Source organism: Desemzia sp. C1, from assembly GCF_020882875.1.
Taxonomy (GTDB): domain Bacteria; phylum Bacillota; class Bacilli; order Lactobacillales; family Carnobacteriaceae; genus Desemzia; species Desemzia incerta.
Window position 1 is genome coordinate 755471 of sequence record NZ_JAJIZP010000003.1, and the last position, 21792, is coordinate 777262.

The following is a 21792-nucleotide window of genomic DNA, read 5'->3' on the forward strand; positions in this document are numbered from 1 at the left end:
TTTCATTATTTTGAAGTATTCATGCACTATCCTCTAGTACAAATTAAAATTATAATGATGTTTAGATTAGAAATCAATTAAAATATGCAATATTTATGTAATGTTATCTTACATGAAAATGATAGTTAGTATTTTTTACGTCTCAAAAGCTTATTCTAAAGCCACTTTCCGAAATTAGAGAACGTTCATTATTTTGTCATTAATTAGCAAAAACCTTTTTTATTTTGAGAGAGAAGCTTTTTTAAAATACGGTGATATACTACAAAATCTAATAACTGTTTATTACCTGAATAATTCATACTTTTTATAAAACTGGATTTTATAATAAAGTTAGCCACTTAAGCTAACATAAAAAAACGCCATGTGAATTCATCCTGTATATTGAAGTTACCACTAACTCTCAATAGACAGGATGAATTCACATGACGCACTCTAACGATAACACATTAAGACGAAAGGGAAAACACTTATCTTATTCAGAACGGGCTCAAATTGCTATTTTGAAGAAAGAAAACTACTCCAATAGACAAATTGCCAAAGTGATTGGTTGCGTTCCTCAAACAATCAATAATGAAATACATCGCGGAACCATCACTCAACTTAAGCGTCAAAAACAAAAGGGCAAGACGTACGATTACTATATTGAACGATATGATGCCGATGCCGGACAAGCAGCGTATGATAGACACCGATTGAACTCTGGCCGTCGGCCAAAATGGGCGGATACGAGTGCATTTATCGACTGGGCTGATGAGAAAATGCTAAACGATAAATGGTCACCGGATGTGGTTGTCGGATTTGCTAAAAAACATGACTTGTTCGATCCCTCTATTATTCCTTGTACAACCACCCTTTATGGTTGGATAGACAGAGGAATCATGCGTACAAAGAATATGGACTTGTTAGAAAAACTGTCTCGCAAATCGAAGGTTTCCACACAAGTTAAACGATCACATAAACGCGTTCTTGGCCAGTCGATTGATAAGCGCCCAGCTGAGGTTGACAGCCGCCAAACCTTTGGGCATTGGGAAATCGATACTGTCGTAGGAAATAAAGAAAAATCGGACGCCGTGTTGCTTACATTGGTTGAACGACAGACACGTTTTGAAATCATTTTGAAGGTGAACGGTAAAGATCAAGCGTCTGTTAATCAGGCGTTACAGTCTCTTCAAACACGCTCAGGTGATGCCTTTTCTACTTTATTTAAGACGATAACGTCTGACAATGGTTCAGAGTTTGCGGGGCTTCATGACGCTCTGAAGGACTCGCTGGATGTCTATTTCAGTCACCCCTATGCCTCATTTGAACGAGGCACGAGTGAGAATCAACACAAATTTATTCGACGGTTCATTCCTAAAGGGAAGCCCATCAGCCAAATCGCGGACGTTCAGTGCTTACGTATACAACAATGGATGAACGATTATTCAAGAAAAATACTAGGCTACAGAACACCATATGACTGTTTCGTTCATGCGCTAAGGTCAGAACGGCAAGCGGCTTATCCCGTGAGGGCTTGACAACGAGCCTCCTTCGACATGACTTGAATGCTGGAAAGCTGGACTAGGCCAGCTTGTCAAAAGACTATCATGTCTCAGCTCATTATCAAGCCCTCACTATCTAGGCGAAACGACTAACAATTTCACAAGGAATTAATTAATATCAAGTGGCTAACTTAAACTTGAAATTTACAGAAAATTAATTTTATAAAGAGCATACTCTATACTTTTATTTTTTTTTTCAAGAACTCAAAAAAGCGGAAAATCCCAGATTTAAAAATCTGAGTTTCCGCTTTTGTCATTTCAAGGATGGACTATTGTCTCAGCCTCTTCTAATTTATTCTTAAGATATTTTTACTTTCTCTGCAGGTGCTGATACTTCTTTTTGTTCTTTTCGACCTTTCAACTTATACTTCATTAATCTCATGGCATTGAAAATTACCACCAAGATACTACCTTCATGAACCAACATTCCGATAGACATATTCATCCATTCGCTGAAGAAAACGCTGGTCAACAAGAGCAACACTACTCCAACTGAAATCACGATATTTTGTTTCATATTATTTGCGGTGGCTTTTACTAATCCTAATGCGTGAGGCAAGTTGCTGAAGTTCGAGTTCATTAAAACGACATTGGATGTTTCAATCGCTACGTCCGTTCCGCTTCCCATTGCGATGCCAATGTCTGCTAAAGCTAAGGACGGACTATCGTTAACGCCATCTCCAACAAAGGCTACAATTTGACCACGTTGTTGAAGTTTTCCGATGTAAGCCGATTTGTCTTCCGGCAACATATGTCCGTGTGCTTCGGTCAATCCCAGTTCACTCGCTACGACATCGACGGTTCCTTGATTGTCTCCTGAAAGAACGACCAGGTTTTTAACACCTAAATCCTTCAATTCTTGCAAATTAGCTTTTACTCCCGGACGGACTTGGTCGCGAATGCCCATCAGTACTTTCAATTCGCCGTCGACCGCTGTCAAAACAAGAGAATTTCCTTGTTGTTCAAACCGTTTGACATCTTTTTGAGCTTTTTTGCTGAGCGTGACTTTTTCTTTTTCCATCAAGGCTACATTCCCAACAGCCACTCTATGTCCAGCTACACTCGCAACGATCCCGCCGCCTTTCACGACCTCTGTTCCTTCAACCGGAGAAAATTTTGTTTCGCCAATTTGCTGTAAGACAGCTTTTGCTAATGGATGATCTGATTCCCGTTCCACACTGGCCAGATAGCCAAGCGTTTCAGCAGAATCTTTTTCATACAGTTCAGTCGCTGCAACGGTTGGGTTTCCGACAGTTAACGTACCTGTCTTATCAAATACAATTGTATCCACATTGCTGAAGTCTTGAATGACTTCACTCCCTTTTAAAAGAACACCGTTACGAGCACCATTCCCAATACCGGCAACGTTTGAGACAGGCACTCCGATAACTAATGCGCCTGGGCAACCTAGAACCAAGATGGTGATTGCTAACTCAATATTTTGACTGAACGCCCATACAACAATTGCCAGAACCAAGACAGCTGGTGTGTAGTATTTAGAAAAGCGATCAATGAACCGTTCCGCTTCGGATTTAGAATCTTGTGCTTCTTCCACGAGTTCAATAATTTTTCCAAATGTGGTGTCCTCACCAACTCGGTCAGCTCTGATTTGAATCGTTCCGTTTTCTAAAATGGTTCCTGCAAAAACTTCTGCATCAGCTAGCTTGTTGACCGGAACAGCTTCCCCTGTAATGCTAGCTTCATTGATATGCCCTTCACCCGTAAGGACTGTGCCATCCACTGGAACTTTCGCACCCGTTTTAACGAGCAAGATATCCCCTTCATCTACATCATCCACTTCTACTTCTTCAAATTCGCCATTATCCATTTGTTTCAAGGCGCTTTCGGGTGCCATTTCAGTCAATTCTTTGATAGCAGATCGCGTTTGGTTCAATGTTCGTTGTTCCAAGTAGTGTCCGAATAAGAATAAGAACGTGACAATAGCCGATTCTTCATAATTTTGAATAAAAAGCGCACCAATCGCTGCAATACTGACTAAGACATCAATACTGATGACTTTGACTTTCATTGCTTGAAACGCTTGAATGGCAATTGGCGTAATCCCAAAGACAGAGGCGATGATCAAAGACCACTCTGAAAGTCCTACGTTTTCTAAAACAAAGTGACTGAAGAAACCGAGTGCGATTAACAATCCACTGATGACGGTGATAACATTTTTCTTGCTTAATATATATTGTTGCATGCTTTTTCCCTCCATATTTAATTTCTCTTTTATTGATAAACACAGTATAAGATAATTGCCTAAGTAATTAATTGACTGACATCAAGTTTTGAAAAAATACGTGTCCCTTTTCACTATTTTTTGATCAAACAGCCTCAATGACACTTATTCCTCTCTACAGTTATAACGATACCCTCTTTTTATCGAATAAAAATTTACGGCTATCAAGTTTAGAAAGTTCTCTTTTATCGTTTCTAAGCACCTCGAATCGGATTGCAACAAAAAAGCAATCCTGAAAAAATAGCTTTTCTTCCAGAATTGCCTAGTTCATTTAATCTGTTAAGCGGCCTTGACTTTTGCTTTAAGGACCGGATAGCCTACGTTTTCGATAGCTTTTTGAATCTCTTCAATCGAAGTGACAGCTGAATCAAAATTGGTTTTGACTTTGCTGGAGTTGAATAATACTTTAATGCTGTCTTTATCAATACCGTTAACTGATTTCAAGGCACCTTCAATTTTTTGCATACAACTTGGACAAGACAACGTTTCTAATTGCAATATAGCTTTTTCCATAATTCCTATCTCCTTTATGTGTTTTTATTTTATCGGCATTTGAATACTGGTCTTCACTGACCCCATAAGCATTCAGAGCTTTTGGTGTACTACCACCGCTTTGATCAAGTGCCGCGATAAAGCCGTCTTTATTCTTTATAGTTATCCTTCACTAATTAGTTTATTAAAAATTTTCATCATAACAGGTCTTCTTTGCCTATTATCGCTGTTATTACATTTTCTGATTATAAAAGTGGCAGGACTAACGCAATTGCCCCAATAATAATCGCTGTCCAGTTGAGTCCTTTCTGTGGGGAAAATAGCCCGATGATTCCTAGAACGACTGCAGCTACTCCCATCCATACCGGTTGCCAAAAGAAAGCGATTATCCCTACAAGAATTCCAATCCATCCTAACCATTGCCCAGTTGTATTACTCATGATTTATCTTCTCCTTATGCATATTTTTTAATTATTTATTTAATCGAGAAACATATTCTGTTAAGCGGCCTTGACTTTTGTTTTAAGGACCGGATAGCCTACGTTTTCGATAGCTTTTTGAATCTCTTCAATCGAAGTGACAGCTGAATCAAAATTGGTTTTGACTTTGCTGGAGTTGAATAATACTTTAATGCTGTCTTTATCAATACCGTTAACTGATTTCAAGGCACCTTCAATTTTTTGCATACAACTTGGACAAGACAACGTTTCTAATTGCAATATAGCTTTTTCCATAATTCCTATCTCCTTTATGTGTTTTTATTTTATCGGCAGCAGATTAATGAACACTGCCTTTTCCTCTTTACAACTGTAGTATAGCTCACTTTTAGCAAACGAAAATTGACGCATATCAAGTTTTGCACTTCTTTTTATCTTTTTGCTCAATTCACCATCTTAATAGTCTTTTTCTGCCCCTTATTGCCATCAGAATAATAAGAAATTGGTGGATAGTCTTGTCTGCGTATAAACCATACTACAATCGCGCCAATAAACAGGGCCAGAGACAAGGCTTGCGAAACGCGGATCCACTCGCCAATCCATAAACTGTCCGTTCGCATACCTTCAATGAAGAACCGACCCACTGAGTACTGTCCCATTGTTAATGAAGAGCGACAGAACACCAACGTGTACAAAAAAGTGTGTCCGATTATTCGCTGTAAAGCAATAAATCATCTAAATCCTGAATCTTAATCCTTTTCCCAGACAGCTGTTGAATCAATCCCTCGTCCTCCAATTCTCCAAATTTGCGACTGATGGTCTCAGGTGTCGTTCCTAAATAGGAAGCAATGTCCTTTTTTGCCATCGGCAGGGTGATGGTGGGAGAGTTGCCCATTTCAGGTTCCACATTTTCTGCCAAAAACAAAACTAAACGGGTAATGACACTCTCCACGGCTACTTGTGCGGTTTGACGTTCGGAGCTTTCTAACCGCTGCGACATCTCTCCTAGCAGCTTTAACGAAATTGCAGGATACTCTTTTAGAAACTCTTGTACATCATGTTGTTGAATCATGCAGACAGACGTATCTCGAGTAGCTTCTGCGTATTCCTCGTGCACAGCATCAGGATTGAACAACGTCCATTCTCCCGTAAAGTCACCCGGATTCAAAATACGAACTAGTTGCTCTTTGCCAGAATCAGACAAGCGATAGATACGGACTTTTCCGCGATTCACAATATACAAGGCATCATCTTTTTCTTGCGAGCGAAACAGAAACGCCCCTTTTTGATAGTGCTTCGTGTGAGCTTTTCCAGCGATGCGATCCATCGCGCTTTCCTCCAAATGATTGAATATCGGGACTAAGCGGATACAAGCTGAGTGGTCTCCTGCTGCATGTGGTTGGGTGTATTGAGTCAATTCGTTCTTCCCCTTTATCAGTTTATTGTCCTTTTTTTAACTTTCCTATATTTAGTATAAAGGCCCCCTACCTCAAAAAAATTGACGCTCATCAAGAAAAGTCTTTTTAACGGCAAAAAAATAGGAGCTGGAAAGAGTCCCAACCCCAAAATCTTTAATTTTTAAATGTATGTTTACGAAAAACCTAATCTTCATCCTCATCAAACGCATCGTCGTCTTCCAATGCCTCTTTGCCAATGAACGCTTGCAGCATCCAAATGTTTTTATCTAAGTCATTTTTAAAAGCAATCAGTGTATCTTCTAAAGCATCGTCACCCTCATCTTGTACTAAACGAATAGCACGAATCGTTAATTCACGGGTACTTCTGAAATCTTCGATAATATTTTCAACCATGTCTTCTGCTTTAGCGTATTTATTGATGGCATCTTCTGAAAGCATGGAATATTTTTCAAATTCAGCGGTGGTTGAAGCCGGTTTATGACCGGAAATAATCAAGCGTTCTGCTAGTTTGTCGAACCATTCTTCGTTTTGATTATACAATTCTTCAAATTTTTCATGCAGGGTGAAGAAATTAGCGCCATTTACATACCAGTGATATTGGTGCAATTTCACATGTAAAGTATGCATGTTCCCTAAAAGATGATCCGAAATGGCCGCTGCATTAATTTTTGTATGATGGACATGTTCCTTGTGTTCTTGTTCTTCTTGCAATCTTTCTTGGGGTGTTCTTTCTTGAGACGCTTTATTTTCAGTCATGATCTATTCCTCCTATAATTTTGGTTTGTTTAAAACAGCTTCCTTTGATTCCTCCTTTTCCTTTACTGAATTTAGTATAGGATAGATTTCCGTTAAAAAAATTGACGCTCATCAAGAAAAGTATTTCTTAATAGACGCCAGGCTTCTCTATTAAATTCAACTGAAATAATCAAAGGAATGAAGTCGTTCCCTCCAAACAAAAATTTCATTAAAGTAGGGCCTAAAAAAAGAATAGCAACTATACTTTGTCAAGAGACCTGACTGCTATTTTTTTGCTTGTTATTCTTCAATTACCAAATGTCTTACCTTGCAGTATATTTAATACTCTTTCTCACTAGTGTTGCATGCAACACTAGTGAGAAAGAGTATTAATAAGATTAACCTAGACGAATAACTTCACTTTATTTATGTCATACCATAAAAATTGAAAAGAATTTTTTTATTTATTTTTAGTAGATCGATTAATAGGAGTTTTAGCTTATGGAATACCTATATTATTATTAGTTTTGACTGGTTTTTATTTTTATGACGGTTTGTCAAATTAATCTCTTATTTTGCAATACATGATTCTAAGCAATCTCATGTATTAATTTTTGAATAACTGACAAAAATTAATGTCCTTTTAAATAATTTTACAGAAACCTGAATAATTCATAGTTTTTCAAAAACGCTTCAAAAACCTTGTTATAACAGTCTATTTTGTTTCGTTTATTCGCACCCTTTGGGTGTAAAAAAAGAACCCCAATCTGCTATGGTTAAAGTGACTAAACCTAACCAAAGAAAGGGGTTCTCTCAATGGCAACTTTACACGAAAATCGTCTACTTTTCAATTCAAATGTTACAGTATCTCACTCTGGTGGAAATTTGTCCTCAGATTCCGGCTTAATATTAGCAAAAGAGTTCATGAACAAATTTGAGTTTAGCCAAATCTTATGTAAAAACATCCAGATTCAAGATGACCGACTGTATCATGTTCATGAAAATGAATCTATTCTGGAACAAATCATCTTGCAGTTGATTGCAGGCTATCCTACAGATTCTTCAGCCAATATATTAGTAACGGATCCTATCTTTCAAGCTGTTTTAAGCAAAAAGCGGTTGGCTTCACAGTCATCCATTTCTCGCTTTTGGGATCGGATGTCAACAGAAAATATCGTCCAGCTACAAAAGGTTAACCAGATTTTGATTGATAAAGCACGTACGATTCGAAATACGAACGAAATGATTTTTGATTTAGATTCTACTCACAGTGATACCTTTGGAAACCAAGAAATGACCGATTATAATGCGCATTACCAGACAACCGGTTATCATCCACTCGTTGCCTTTGATGGTCTTACCGGAGACGTTCTTAAAGCAGAACTTCGTTCTGGAAATGTCTACACCTCAAAAGGCGTCGCAGCATTTACTCGTCCATTATTTGAGCATTATCACTCTGTGACACCAGTAAGCACTATTATGGTACGTGCAGATAGTGGATTCGCAATGCCTGATTTGTATGAACTTTGTGAAGAGTACGATAGTTTGTATACTATCCGTTTGAAATCCAATCGTAATCTGTACAGAATCGCTGAGCAATTCGTTACCATTAAGGATCATCACGATTGGAGTAAGAAAGAAGTTCATTACTATAACGCCACTTATCAAGCAAAGTCGTGGGGAAAATCCAGAAGGATCTGCATAAAATCAACCAGAGAAGCTAGTGAATTGCTTTTTAGACATGAATTCATCATTACCAATTTTTCAAAAGACGTCTCTCCAGAAATGGTTTTCCAAACGTATTCAAAAAGAGGAACGATGGAAAATTACATTAAGGAAGCAAAAAACGGCTTTTACTTGGATAAAACAGATAGCCCACGTTTTATAGAAAATCATGCTCGTATGATCGTAAGCCTATTGGCTTACAATATCGTGAACTTCATGCGAACATTATGTTTTACCAATGAAACGAAAGGGTATCAGGTTTCTACTATTCGCTTATTTCTCTTTAAAATTGCTGGAAAGATAGTTCATTCCGGAAGAAGACAATACTTGAAATTAAGTAGTTAACATGTTTACCAGAAGCTATTTTATCGGATTCTACAAAACATTCAGGTACTGCAGTGTTAGTTGCGTTTATTGCGCCATTCAAAAAATTTCGTTAACCATCCGATAGGATGAGTGCGCCCAAAATGAGGTCTTTCTTGAACTTAATCAGTTAGCAAAAATAAATTAAACCCTTTAGAAAAATATTTTTGAGAAAAAGAACCATTGAGCATAAAACTAAACAGATAATTATAAAATTTGGTAGTTTATAAAAAGTATGAATTATTCAGGTTTAAAAAGCTTTATTATTTTGTTGAATACATTTTTCCTTGTACTCTATCTTTCTCTGTTAACATTTCTTCAGACACTGGTAGCATAAATATATCTTCAATAGTTCTTGTTAACTCATTATATTTATGGTAATCCTTATAAGCGTGGTACCCTACGAATACAAGCGCCAATTGTAAAATTAAGCTAGACAAATAAAAAAGAGAAACTGTTGTAAACAAGTACTGAATCTCTACCCAAAAACTGAACACTCAAAAAAAGAGTGTTGTAAGTTTTCGGGTTATTTTTATGCAAAATTTTCGGTATACTCTATTTGAGTTATACAGAAGGGAGTGGACAGGATGAGTAAAAAGATATATAGCCAAGCTGAGATTCAAGCTTTAAGAAACAATCCTAATGTGAAAAGTGTGACAGAGAAAAGTATTACCTATTCATCAGAATTCAAAATAAAGGCCATTAAACAAAGCAAACAAGGCATGAAATCCACTCAGATATTTGAACTTGCTGGACTTCCTTCTCATTTAATCGGAAAAGGAAAATCCGATCAATCACTATCACGTTGGAAAAGATTATATAAAGATCACGGAGAAGATGTATTGTTACAAGAGACTCGTGGTTCAAAAAATAATGGTCCCTATGGACCAAGAGAACAATTATCGTTACAAGAGGCGCTAGACAAAGCAAATGCCCGTATAGCCTATCTAGAGGGGAATCTTGAACTAGTAAAAAAATTAGAACAGCACGAGAGGAGCGTGAAAAACGACAAAAGAAACGACTTAAGTAAAACAGACCTTCCCAGGTAAGGTGCAATAACCTTCCACTAATATAACTGCCTCATTTACTGAATGGGATTCTTACAGTATTAGACTTTGCTTTGTGTTGCAAGCTCGTCCGTCCCAATACAGTCTTCATATGAGCTTTCTGTTCGTCAGTGTGAGGTTTGCTTTCAGCTTCCACCTCACACCGTGGACACCCTTGCCTTCACTTCAGCTAACAGTTGTTACTGCCAAGCCTGTAGTGGACTTTCACCACCAAGTTATCGCCCATGCTGGGCGCACAACACAAAAAAGGTGCGAACTTTTGTTCCGCACCTTTTTTGCTATTTTTTACATTCCAAGATATGAAGCTGGATTTACACGAACACCATTTTGGTAGACTTCAAAATGTAAATGAACCCCGGTTGAAGCACCGGTTGTTCCCATTGTTCCTATTTGCTGACCTTGAGAAACTTGTTGTCCAGAACTTACACGTAAGCTACCTTGTGCCATATGAGCATATAATGTAGACAAGCCGTTTCCGTGATCAATTTTCACATACCAACCCCATGTGCTGTGGTATTGTGCGATTGTTACAGTTCCGCCTTGTGCAGCAACGATTGGGCCACCCCCGCCAAAGTCCATTCCACCATGTAATTTCTTCACACCACTAATTGGGTGAACACGATAGCCGAATGGAGAAGTTGTATATCCTCCAGAAGGGCGAATGAAACCTGAACTTGATTTAGTAGAACCTGAATTGCTAGATGAGGAAGGAGTAGAACTTGAACTACTCTTTGAAGACGGAGCAGAACTTGAACCGCTATTTAAAGAACTACTTGGGTTCGCACTTTGGGTAGCGGCTACTTTTTGATTAGCCGTTTCTTTTTCAGCAGCTACTTGAGCTTCAGCTGCTTGGTGTTCTCTTTCTTCTAATTCTTTTTGTTCAGCTGCTTCTCTAGCTTTTTGTTCAGTGATGATGCGTTGTTGTTCAGCTTGCATATCTGCTGATAAAGTGCTTGTTTTTGCTGCAATCACTTCTTGCTCTTTTACAAATGCATTTTTCTCTTCTTCTGTCATATCGTAGTTGGTTGCTACTGCGATAATGGTTTTATCCAATTCATCTTTTTGAGCCACTAAGTTATTGCGGTTCATCTCGATTTCAGCTTTTAACGTTTCAATAGCTTCTTTTTTAGCTTTTGCTTCTGCTTGTTTATTCTCTAACGTCTTTTGATCTTCAATTTGTGCTAGAACAATTTCTTCGTTAGCATCTACTAATTGATTCACAAGACTAATACGCCCTAATAAATCGGTCAAATTTTCTGCAGAAATCACAATATCTAATAAGTTCGCACTGTTCCCATCTGTTTGAACGGCTCTTGCTTGATTTTCGATTTTTCCTTTGCGTTGTTCAATTAAGTCTTTAAGTGCTTCGATTTCTTTATGTAGTTGAATGACTTTTTCTTCTGCTGCGGCTAATTTATCTTCTTGTTCTTTCAATTCGCGAACAACTTGATCAATTTCTTTTTGTAGTTGAACGACGTTTGCTTCTAATGAAGATTTTTCTTCTGCTAAGGATTGTAATTTTTCTTCCTTAACATTTATATTGCCTTTAATGTTTTGGTTTTCTTTATCTAAGCGTTCTTTCTCTTGCTGCATTTCTTCTAACTTATTAGCGCTAGCTGTAACTGGTGCAATAAAAGGGCTGACGAACATAGTTGCTGCAAGCAAACCTGTAATAAATTTCTTCTTCAAATTCAATCCTCCAGAAAAACTTCTTTTTAAATTCAATAGTGTTTTTATTTAGTAAAATACTGTTTTATTTACTTATAAAATATATCACATCTTAAATTCTTAAAAGATATCAATTGTGTAACAAACAACAGTCAACATTACAAAACTATTTCCATATTTTTTAACAAACGAAATTTTATATAGCAACTTTAGTTTAGGCCTTTATTGGTTTTATTTTTGCTATATAATGCCTTTTTTTTATCAGTTTTCTATATCTTTAACACTTAACCATCCACAGATTCGAAATTTAGTAAACTTAATTTCGTTGTTTTATAAAAAGCACTACTAAATATGACACAGTTTGTTCGAATATTCCTGGAGCTAAATTAATTTCACAACTAGTTTTTACATTTTTAGTACTGATTAGGTTCTATAATATTTAATATCTTTACCGACACTATTAAAAAGCAGCAAGATATTTCTTTAAAAAAATAACCCCCAAAAGTTAAGATTTCACTCTAACTTTGGGGGTCGCTGTCTGACAAAGACTTTTTTTATCTTTATTTAGCAGCATCCACTACTTCTTTTAATGTTGATTCAACTTCTCTAGCAATCATTGTCAAATGATCATCTTTGAGTGATTCGATTAATACTGTCGGGTTTAATAGTCCAATATACACATCGTCTTCTTTTTCATAAACTGCTACCTTACACGGTAAAAAATAGCCAACTTCAATACGCTTTTCCAATAGGTGGATTATATAGTGAAGTTAGCCACCAGAGATAACAAATAATCTTTTTTGACAAGTCTTGAAATGAGATTTGCTGTAGCTTAACGGGATAATCAAATATCATCCGCCAATTCTTATTTTGGTATAAAAGGATTCTCACGGATGATTTCTAAAATTTTCTTTTCTTTTTCATTAAGGCCCATCATCAATTTAATTGTTCTTGCAAATATTGTACCGTCTCTTGATCTGTTTTGGTCTTTAAAGCATAATTTTCTTTGTACTGCTCATGCCCTTTGCCTAATAACAACACCCAGTCACCTGCTTCAGCTTCTCCAATCGCTTTTTGGATAGCCAATGTTCGGTCCATGATGATACTCGTTTTATCTGCTACATGACACTCTTTTTGGATGGATACATAATCGGCATATAGGTTGTCGATTGTTGAACCAAAAAGTTCGGTTACCGTTAAAATAGCATACGTGCTTAATCGGCAAACATTTTCTAGCATCGCTTTTCGCTTGGATTTATCACGGTTGCCCGCAAACCCGAATACGGTTATGACTCGTTTTGCACCATTGCTGATGGCTGCATTGATTGAAGTAGCTAGAGCATCTGGCGTATGAGCGTAATCAACGACGACCGTTACCTTATTGGCTAAGTCGAAAATTTCAAAACGTCCTACAATGCCAGAAAACTGCGCCATATAAGGTGTAACCTGTTCATAAGGTACTCCCAGTTCGTGAGCAACACAACTAGACATCGTTAAATTGTCCAAATTATGCACTCCAGGTAAGGGTGTGCGCAAGTTATACTCCTTATTTTTATACCTTACTGAAACGTTGTCTAGCTCTTTAGCTAAAATTTGAACTTCATTAGTCGGTTCTTCGCCAACAATTATGACTTTTTTTTCTTGTGCGGTCAAACGCTCGCTCAGTTTTTTGCCCCAGCTGTCATCATAATTGATTATAGCTGTACCATCCAGTTTAAGTTTTTCGAACAATAAGGCTTTGCATTCAAAGTATTCTTCCATTGTGCCGTGGTAATCTAAATGATCATGCTGTAAATTATTAAACAAAGCATAATCAAACTTGATTCCTTCCAAACGATCTTGTTCTAACCCTTGAGAAGATACTTCCATGACCACAACTTGGTCGTTGGATGCCGTTAGTAATTGATTGATTATTTTAGCATTTGGCGTCGTATTGACCGATTGGAGCCTTTTCCCGTTGATTTCATTGTAGATGGTTCCAATCGAGGAAACACTGTAACCCTGTTTTTCTAATAGCTGTTTAACAAAGAAACCAATTGTTGTTTTGCCATTTGTTCCAGTAATGCCGATCATAATTTTATTTTTTGAGGGATCTTTGTAAAATTCCTTTGCTACTTGACCTAATGTCTTTCGAGCATTTTTTACTTTCAAATAAGGAACTGTTAAATCAGTGAGATCATTTTCTCCAATAATAAGGATTGCCCCATTGACAATGGCTTGCTGGATGTAGAGGTTCCCATCTTCCTTGTATCCTTTGATTGCAATGAATATATAGCCAGGGCTGACTTCATTTGAATTATCAGTAATCCCTTTTACGTTTCGTGATTGATCAAAAGTTTCGCTGTAGTTTAAATCACCCATTTTTAGTATATCTGTTACTTTCATCTGTAAGCAGCTTCTCCTTTTATTCTTTAATACATACAAATTGAACTAGTAGTATCTATTCTTTTTAACAAGCCATCTTCCCTACGAAATAAATCGCTTGTTTCTAAATCATTCACTAGATACTCATTATCTCAACCTAATCAGCACTTAATTTCAATTTATATCCCTTTATTTAGGCGAAAAACATTTCTAAATTAATTTTAACGTGGTAATTCAACAATGAATGAATGATTGTCCCAGAAAACATGGGATTATAGGGCCCCACATGAATGTTTTGTGAACCCACTCCGATTAGAACAGCAAGCCGCTTAAACCGTTAAGGTTTGACAACGAGTCTCCTCCGACATAACTTGAGAGCTAAGAAGATGGCCGTAGATAGGTAGTCGATAAACTTGTGATGCCTCAGTTTATTATCATACCTCACAAAATGAATTAGGTTCTTTAATTTTCACATAAAATACTTCTTTAACAAATAGCTAGCTTAAACTTGGACTATGAGTTTTGATATTCAATATCCAAGGTCTTAATATTCTTTTTAAATCTATAGACTAAAAAGAGAGAACGCAAAGATAAGTCTATAGCAATTGACAACCACACACCGGCTATACCTAGATTAAATATTTTTGATAATACAATGACTCCAACCACTCGAATCACCCACATACCAAAGGCCGTACTGTACAAAGGTGATTTTGTATCCCCCATACCTTGCAATGAACCAGTGGTAATCAAACTAATCGCTAATACGGGTTGTGCGAATGAATCGATTCTAAGAGCTGTTACAATTTGGTTAATTGCTTCAGAATCATTGGTAAATAGTGTAGCAAATAGTGGTGATCCGAAAAATAAAATGACACCTAATATGGACATAGATATCACTCCATATTTAGCTGCCGAGTAAGCATAATGGCTAGCTTTGGATAAATCCTTTGCTCCAATACTATTTCCAACTAAAGTAGCTGAAGCTGTAGCTAGTCCATATGCAGGCATATAAGTGAAGCTTTCAATGTTTCCAGCAATAGAGTGCGCTGCAAAAGTTTTTGCGCCAATACTGACGATTAAACCAAAATAAAGAACTTGGCCCAAACGCATGACTAAACGTTCTAGAGTAGCTGGAATAGTCAGGTTAATTAAGAACTTATAATTCGATTTTTTAAATAAAGTTGAGAAATCTATGGGACTAGTCGATTTTTGAACTTTATTTAATAATAAAATCGTGCCTATTAATCGTGAAACGGCCGTACCAATTGCAGTTCCAATAACGCCTAATGCAGGTATAGGTCCTAAACCAAAAATCAATATATAATCTAACACGATATTTCCTATGTTTACGATTGCGGTAACTTTCATTGGTGTTTTTGTGTCGCCAGTTGCCCTTAATATACTTCCTAAAACAGTCATAAGGGAGATAAAGACAGATGTCCCTCCGACAATATAGAAGAATTGTGTCGAATAAACTAAAACTTCATCTGAAGCTCCCATAGTGGCTAACAACGGTTTTCCAAACAACAGAGAGACAATAGAGAAAATAAGGCCTACAACAAGAGCTAAGACCACCGATTGATTTGTAATTTTTTGGGATTCTTTTGCTTTATTTGCTCCTAAATATTGAGCAATTAAAGCAGATGCACCTACCCCTAGTGCGATAAACACCGCGACGTAGACATTTAATATAGTGTTAGCAACACCAACAGCTGTTACCGCTAGCAATCCAATTCTAGAAATCATCATCGTATCGATAAAACCAACGAGTGTCTGTAAAATATTTTCAATAGTGGCTGGAATGGCTAAAGAAAGAATTTTGTTTTCTTTTAATTTTTTCATGAATGATTGACCTTCCTAAATCATCTTGCTGTATTGTTTAATAGCACGACGTAAACTTTCTAATTCTTTTTCAGTTTGACCACTTGAAACAGCATCCATAAAAGTATGATCCGCATGAGCTTCCAATAAAATTTGACTAATTTTTTGTAGTGCAGATCTTGAAGAGTTCAATTGGACAATAACCTCATCATAAGGACGATCGTCCATAATCATGTTTTTTATCCCACCAATCTGACCTTCAATGCGGTTAAGACGTTTAACTATATTCTCTTTGCTATGATCTGGATGGTGTGCCATAAAATTCCTCCTATAATTCATTATAGGGTATAGGGCATACCCCTATACCCTATAATGAATTATAGAATTGAGTACAAAAGAAGTCAACCTGTAGGGAGAATTATGGAAAATTAGTTAAATGAATTTTGTTTAAATAATAAAGCAGTAAAATTCTATTAAAATGAAGCCAGATTATACATTTAAAGAAGAGATTATACTGGCTGTACAATTATATTATTGTTCATAAATCTAGTTAGTTACGAGAGTAAAATCGCTGCAAAAGTGACAAGCGAATAAAGGGTATGATTGATTTTCAAGAAATATTTTTATCATCTTTAGTTACCTAAAATTAACTTATATAAGATTGACGGAGATCGAAACAAAAATAAAGAGATATAAAACGAATTTCAACACAAGCTAGTGGAAACTATTTATTTAGGCGGTTGATGATTTTTCCACATTTTTATGAGAAAGGCAGTAATCAAAAGTTCAAATTGAAGAAAAAGCTAATTCCGGCGTAATACTGGAATCAGCTTCTAAGATAAACTCCCTGACTCTTTTTAATTGCTTTGGATCGAATACTATATTGGCCCTTTCTATCGCTCGTCTCATTTCCCTAATCCCTTTTTGGATGCAATGCCCTCCTCTTTTTCGAAAAAGAGGAGGTAGACCATCAGGGTACCCACTCCGATGGTAAGGAAAACATCTGCTACATTGAATATCGGAAAATCAATGAAATCGAATCGAAACATGTCTATAACATAGCCTAAGCGCATACGATCAATGAAATTGCCTAAAGCACCCGCCAGGATGAAAGAAAAGCTGATACCAGATAAAATACTCTTCTGTGGCAAGTTATGGAATGTGTAGATCAGGTACCCTACTATCAGGATGGTGATGATGAAAAAAAACCCATCCTCCCTGGCAATATTCCCCAAGCGGCTCCACGATTCTGAATGTAGTACAGGGAAAAAAATTCTGGAATAACTTCCAGCTCATCGTATAAGGAAAAATTCTGGACAATTTTCCATTTGACCATTTGGTCTATGGCAATCAAAACAGCTGCCAGTAGGTAATATAAAATCATAAATAACCTCTCTTTTCAGTGATACAACCACTATTTATTATATACAACAGGAACCAAGGAAGTATAGTTCCTAACTAGCAAATTGAGAGATACAGGATCTCTCTAGTTTACATTAATATACGAAAAACTCGTACATAAGAAATTTCTTCCTATGACGAGCTCTCTGACTTAAAGATAATATTTTCTAATAACTTCTAATCCCTCATTTAATTCATAAACAAGTGGTTGTCCTGTCGGTATCTCTAGTTCCATGATTTTATCCTCAGGTATATTTTCCATATATTTCGCTAACGCTCGAATGGAATTACCATGGGCAACTACTAAGACGGTTTTCTGATCTAGAATTGCCGGTGCAATTTCATCTTCCCAAAAGGGAATAACCCTGGCCAACGTAATTTTCAAGTTCTCACCCATTGGGATACTCCGTTTTTGTAAATGGGCATAACGTCGATCATTTAAAGCAGAATTAGGATCCTCTGGTTTTGCTAGTGGAGGCAGCGTATCGTAGGATCGACGCCAAATCTGAACTTGCTGAATACCAAATTTCTCAGCAGTCGCTTCCTTGTTGAGTCCTTGCAAAGCTCCATAATGGCGCTCGTTCAAACGCCAGGTTTTGATTTCAGGTACCCAGAGTTGATCGGAATCCTCTAAGATAATGTGACAAGTTTTAATGGCTCGTTTCAAAACAGAAGTAAAGGCTAAATCAAACTCTAATCCAGCTCTTTTGATTTTAAGTCCCGCTTCGTGAGCTTCTTTCAGCCCTAACTTCGTAAGATCAACGTCCACCCAACCAGTAAATTGATTCAACGCGTTCCATTCGCTTTGACCATGGCGCACAAAGACAACTCTTTTCACGTTTATCCCCTACCTTCATTATTTAATCGATTTTTTCTTATACCCATTAATATTAACTATCAGTTGATTAGGTAGACCGTAGCAATCGAAGTCCGTTTAGTATAACAACCAAAGTACTTCCTTCGTGGATAATGACACTAATCGCTATATCGGTTAAACCCAATAAACTAGCTATAACTAAAAAGGCGACAACAGCCATAGAAAAAATAATGTTTTGCCAAATGACACGATTCATTTTAGAAGAAATATTATGGGATTGGACTAATTTTAATAAATCATTTTTCATTAAAACCAGGTCAGATACCTCTACCGCAACGTCGGTTCCGTCACCCATAGCGATTCCCACATCAGCATTCACAAGCGCGGGTGCATCGTTTACACCATCGCCCACCATTGCTGTTACACCATATTTTTCTTTTTGCTCGTCTATAATACGTGATTTGTCTTCCGGCATGACATTCGCAATTACTTCATCTATTCCTAATTGTTTAGCAACTGCTTTTCCCGTCATTTCTGAGTCTCCAGTAATTAGGGTAGTGTGTATACCTTGTTTTTTGAAGTACTCAATCGTTTCTTTTGCATTTTCACTAGGAATGTCCATAAGGGCAATAAGTCCTACAACTTTTTCCTCTTCTGATACGTATACGACTGTCTTACCTTCTGAAGCCCACTCATCATTTAGGCGAATGTATTTATCTGCAACATTTGAAAAAGAAGTTGGCTTACCTATACGATAGTTTTTACCTTTGTAATCTCCTGTCAATCCTTTACCAATTTGATTTTCTACTTCCATATCTAATTTATTTTTTTGTTCAAATTTTCTTAGAATGGCATCTGCTAAGGGATGATTAGATTCTTTTTCAAGAGCCACTACGATATCAATCATCTTTTCTTCGTTTACGCTATCAGCAAAATAATAATTGGTTACTTCTGGTTTTCCTTTCGTTAAGGTTCCCGTCTTATCAAAGGCAATGGCTTGAATATCGGCTAATTGCGACAAATAAGAACTTCCTTTTGAAAGCACGCCTCTTTTGGCTAGATTAGAGGTTGCTGATAATGTTACAGATACGGTAGCTGCTGCTAAAGCACATGGAGAAGCTGCGACTAAAAGAACTAATCCTCTATAAATACTTTGTGACCAAGTCCAATCTAACATCAAAGGTGTGAGTAATATGAAGAGTGGAATCGCAATTAAAACAACTGTCACATATTTCGGTTCAAACTTTTGGATAATACTGGCAGCTTTCGTTTGATTATTTTGATTTTGATTAACTAATTGTAAAATCTTTGAAAAGACAGTATCTTTATTTTCTTTTGTGACTTCCATTGTGAAACTACCCGTTCCATTAATCGTACTCCCAAAAACCCCGTCTCCTTTAGATTTTTCTTTAGGGATACTTTCTCCATTGATAGAAGATTCGTCAATGGAGGTATTCCCAGTTAAAATGACTCCGTCAATAGGTACTTGATCTCCGTTCAGTACCTGGAGTTGGTCCCCTACTTTTAGTTCATTGACATCAACAATCTTTGTATTTCCGTCAGACATGATTAATCTTGCAGTCGTCGGATTCATTTCAAGTAATTTTGTGATTTCTCGTTTGCTTCTACCTTCAGCATAATCTTCTAAAAAATGCGCCCCAGAGAAAATGAGAATCAGCAATGTTCCTTCCCAGAAATTACCGATCAGTGAGGCCCCCAATGCAGCTAATCCCATTAAGATATGGGAGTTAGGCGTAAATCTCTTTTTAGATTTTGTATTCTCAATCGTTTCTCCAATTCCTTCAAGAAGAATAACATGGTAGCCCGCACTAATCGAAGCAATTGAAAACAAACTATTTTGTAATAAACTATTTTCTCCATCTAGAAATAACGCAATTATGGCTAATGCTAAACCAATAAAGTACAAAATAATGGGCATCTTTCCGTGATCATGGTCGTGATTGTGACCATGTTCATGACTATGATCATGACTTTCATGGGATTTTTGTTTTTGAATATTTTTCATTTTCTCTCACCTTTCTAAACAGATATAATTACCTTTGCTCTAAAATCGTAATGATTACGAACTATAAATGAGTAGTCATTCATATGTTTGTGTGCTCATTATATATCAGAAATTGAACTCTGTCAAAGTATTTCTCTTTATTCTTATTTCTATTTACTACCAAAAAAGCAGGAAGGTAACTTTCTTAGTCTCATAAACAAAATCTTTGCTTTCTATATGGTATGTGATATCCTAAAGAATGAGCAAACAATCATATGAAGGGATTGAGATTATTTATGAACACCCCACAACCATATCAAGTAGATAAAGCATCTACACAAGAAGTAAGTAAGCTTTTTAAAATCATCAGTGACCCCACACGACTTTCAATTCTTTTTCTGCTGCATCATGAAGAACTTAGTGTAGGAAATATTGCCCTCTCTTTAGATATGGAACAATCTGCTGTTTCTCATCAACTAAAAACATTAAAAGATTCACGTTTAGTGAAATCAAAAAGAGCAGGTAAAAGCATGATCTATAGCCTCGATGATCACCATGTTTTCAGCCTTCTCGAACAAGTTTTAACTCATATTAAAGAACAAGAAAATTAATGGCTGGCGGTAATCATAGTATAAGTGAAGGAGGATTTTCGAATGTCAAAAACAGACAAAAATCATGACGACGCTCATCAGAATCAACCTAAAAAAAATATAAAAATTGCTTTTTTTGTTAATTTTATTTTCTCTATAAGTGAATTTGTATTTGGTTTTCTTTTTAACAGTGTATCGATTATGTCGGATGCTATCCATGATTTGGGAGACTCCATTTCCATTGGATTTGCTTGGTTTTTTCAAGAATACTCAGAGAAAAAGAAAGATGAAAGGTTCACTTTCGGTTATAAGCGCTTTTCCCTGTTAGGGGCGTTGATAACAGCAGTGGTATTGATAGGTGGATCATTCTTCATGATTTATCGGAGTATTCCACGTCTGATTGAACCTCAACCTGTGAATTATAATGGCATGTTCTGGTTGGCTATCGTGGCCATTGCTTTAAATGGATATGCGGCTTGGATTCTAAGCAAGGGGAGCTCTAAAAATGAGAGTGTGTTGAACCTCCATATGTTGGAAGATGTATTAGGATGGATTGGAGTCTTGGTTGTAAGTATTGTAATGAATTTTACCGAGGCTTATCGTTTGGACCCTGTTCTATCGATTTTAATTGCGCTCTACATTCTGTATAAAACCTTGCCGGAATTTTTCAATACCATGAGAATTTTATTGAATGGTTCCCCTAACAATGTAAACGTAAATAAACTTGCTGATTCCATCAATAACGTTTCCGGTGTAAAAGATTTCTCCCATCTTCACATTTGGTCATTAGACGGGGATGAAAATGCTCTTATTGTTAGTGTCCTTATAGACTCGACAGACGTAAATAGGGCACGAAAAATCAAAAAAGAAATAGCTGAGATTGCGTATGAATCTGATGTAAAAAAACATCTCACGATAGAAATAGCTATAAGTAAGGAAGAATTCGAAAAAGGATACTCCCGTATTACTTAAGGTAATTTTAAAGAGCTACTGACAACCGCTTTACAAACAAAAAGAGATTGGGACATAACTTTGAAGTTATATCCCAATCTCTTTTTGGCTATAAATCGAGAGTGTAAAATATTTTGTGTAAATGAATAAAA

The 21792-nt window shown here is 36.7% G+C and carries 18 protein-coding genes and 3 pseudogenes; 5 read left to right on the top strand and 16 right to left on the bottom strand.

Annotated features, from left to right (window positions below; all coding sequences use genetic code 11):
* Window positions 1-422 precede the first annotated feature (422 nt).
* Window positions 423-1517, top strand: coding sequence for an IS30 family transposase (locus LMF32_RS04110; RefSeq protein ID WP_230523963.1), 1095 nt, complete (start codon window positions 423-425; stop codon window positions 1515-1517).
* Window positions 1518-1839: 322 nt separating this feature from the next.
* Here the strand turns inward: LMF32_RS04110 and LMF32_RS04115 are convergent, their stop codons facing one another.
* The 8 genes and pseudogenes from LMF32_RS04115 to LMF32_RS04150 all read right to left on the bottom strand — a co-directional run bounded on the left by LMF32_RS04115 (window position 1840) and on the right by LMF32_RS04150 (window position 6886).
* Window positions 1840-3744, bottom strand: coding sequence for a heavy metal translocating P-type ATPase (locus LMF32_RS04115; protein WP_230523964.1), 1905 nt, complete (start codon window positions 3742-3744; stop codon window positions 1840-1842).
* Window positions 3745-4062: 318 nt separating this feature from the next.
* The gene (locus tag LMF32_RS04120; protein ID WP_003125439.1) at window positions 4063-4296 is read right to left on the bottom strand and encodes a heavy-metal-associated domain-containing protein; all 234 of its coding nucleotides are present in this window, start codon (window positions 4294-4296) and stop codon (window positions 4063-4065) included.
* A 25-nt stretch (window positions 4297-4321) separates the two neighbouring features.
* Window positions 4322-4441, bottom strand: a pseudogene (locus LMF32_RS04125) (class I fructose-bisphosphate aldolase); the annotation flags it as partial.
* A gap of 79 nt (window positions 4442-4520) precedes the next feature.
* Window positions 4521-4715 carry a DUF308 domain-containing protein gene (locus LMF32_RS04130; protein WP_072695715.1) on the bottom strand — a complete coding sequence of 65 codons (195 nt, stop codon included), beginning with the start codon at window positions 4713-4715 and terminating at the stop codon, window positions 4521-4523.
* A gap of 60 nt (window positions 4716-4775) precedes the next feature.
* On the bottom strand, window positions 4776-5009 hold the full coding sequence (locus LMF32_RS04135) for a heavy-metal-associated domain-containing protein (protein ID WP_230523965.1): 234 nt from the start codon (window positions 5007-5009) through the stop codon (window positions 4776-4778).
* Window positions 5010-5155: 146 nt separating this feature from the next.
* Window positions 5156-5362, bottom strand: a pseudogene (locus tag LMF32_RS04140) (prolipoprotein diacylglyceryl transferase family protein); the annotation flags it as partial.
* 59 nt (window positions 5363-5421) lie between these two features.
* Window positions 5422-6129 carry a Crp/Fnr family transcriptional regulator gene (locus LMF32_RS04145; RefSeq protein ID WP_230523966.1) on the bottom strand — a complete coding sequence of 236 codons (708 nt, stop codon included), beginning with the start codon at window positions 6127-6129 and terminating at the stop codon, window positions 5422-5424.
* Between the two features lie 184 nt (window positions 6130-6313).
* Complete coding sequence (locus LMF32_RS04150; RefSeq protein WP_014125711.1) at window positions 6314-6886, bottom strand: DNA starvation/stationary phase protection protein; 573 nt, start codon at window positions 6884-6886, stop codon at window positions 6314-6316.
* A gap of 795 nt (window positions 6887-7681) precedes the next feature.
* Between LMF32_RS04150 and LMF32_RS04155 the strand changes: the two genes are divergently transcribed.
* Window positions 7682-8935 (top strand): IS1380 family transposase, encoded by a 1254-nt coding sequence (locus LMF32_RS04155; RefSeq protein ID WP_230523967.1) that lies wholly within the window; start codon window positions 7682-7684, stop codon window positions 8933-8935.
* Between the two features lie 605 nt (window positions 8936-9540).
* Window positions 9541-10002 carry a hypothetical protein gene (locus tag LMF32_RS04160; protein ID WP_230523968.1) on the top strand — a complete coding sequence of 154 codons (462 nt, stop codon included), beginning with the start codon at window positions 9541-9543 and terminating at the stop codon, window positions 10000-10002.
* Window positions 10003-10305: 303 nt separating this feature from the next.
* Here the strand turns inward: LMF32_RS04160 and LMF32_RS04165 are convergent, their stop codons facing one another.
* The 8 genes and pseudogenes from LMF32_RS04165 to LMF32_RS04200 form a co-directional block, all read right to left on the bottom strand.
* Entirely contained in the window at window positions 10306-11709 is a 1404-nt protein-coding gene (locus LMF32_RS04165; RefSeq protein WP_230523969.1) for a M23 family metallopeptidase, read from the bottom strand.
* 539 nt (window positions 11710-12248) lie between these two features.
* Window positions 12249-12437: a DUF302 domain-containing protein gene (locus tag LMF32_RS04170; RefSeq protein ID WP_230523970.1), complete on the bottom strand. Its 189-nt coding sequence runs from the start codon at window positions 12435-12437 to the stop codon at window positions 12249-12251.
* 187 nt (window positions 12438-12624) lie between these two features.
* Window positions 12625-14073, bottom strand: coding sequence for a UDP-N-acetylmuramoyl-L-alanyl-D-glutamate--2,6-diaminopimelate ligase (locus LMF32_RS04175; protein ID WP_188204680.1), 1449 nt, complete (start codon window positions 14071-14073; stop codon window positions 12625-12627).
* Between the two features lie 492 nt (window positions 14074-14565).
* The gene (locus LMF32_RS04180; protein WP_188204681.1) at window positions 14566-15897 is read right to left on the bottom strand and encodes an MATE family efflux transporter; all 1332 of its coding nucleotides are present in this window, start codon (window positions 15895-15897) and stop codon (window positions 14566-14568) included.
* A gap of 15 nt (window positions 15898-15912) precedes the next feature.
* On the bottom strand, window positions 15913-16194 hold the full coding sequence (locus tag LMF32_RS04185) for a metal-sensitive transcriptional regulator (RefSeq protein WP_072695122.1): 282 nt from the start codon (window positions 16192-16194) through the stop codon (window positions 15913-15915).
* 587 nt (window positions 16195-16781) lie between these two features.
* Window positions 16782-17260, bottom strand: a pseudogene (gene lspA / locus LMF32_RS04190) (signal peptidase II).
* Window positions 17261-17428: 168 nt separating this feature from the next.
* Window positions 17429-18115 carry a 2,3-diphosphoglycerate-dependent phosphoglycerate mutase gene (gene gpmA, locus LMF32_RS04195; RefSeq protein WP_087059228.1) on the bottom strand — a complete coding sequence of 229 codons (687 nt, stop codon included), beginning with the start codon at window positions 18113-18115 and terminating at the stop codon, window positions 17429-17431.
* A gap of 67 nt (window positions 18116-18182) precedes the next feature.
* On the bottom strand, window positions 18183-20120 hold the full coding sequence (locus LMF32_RS04200) for a heavy metal translocating P-type ATPase (RefSeq protein ID WP_188204682.1): 1938 nt from the start codon (window positions 20118-20120) through the stop codon (window positions 18183-18185).
* A 275-nt stretch (window positions 20121-20395) separates the two neighbouring features.
* Between LMF32_RS04200 and LMF32_RS04205 the strand changes: the two genes are divergently transcribed.
* Together LMF32_RS04205 and LMF32_RS04210 are read left to right on the top strand one after the other, a co-directional pair.
* Window positions 20396-20710: a metalloregulator ArsR/SmtB family transcription factor gene (locus LMF32_RS04205; protein ID WP_072696138.1), complete on the top strand. Its 315-nt coding sequence runs from the start codon at window positions 20396-20398 to the stop codon at window positions 20708-20710.
* A gap of 42 nt (window positions 20711-20752) precedes the next feature.
* The gene (locus tag LMF32_RS04210; RefSeq protein WP_188204683.1) at window positions 20753-21661 is read left to right on the top strand and encodes a cation diffusion facilitator family transporter; all 909 of its coding nucleotides are present in this window, start codon (window positions 20753-20755) and stop codon (window positions 21659-21661) included.
* The last annotated feature ends 131 nt before the right edge of the window (window positions 21662-21792 follow it).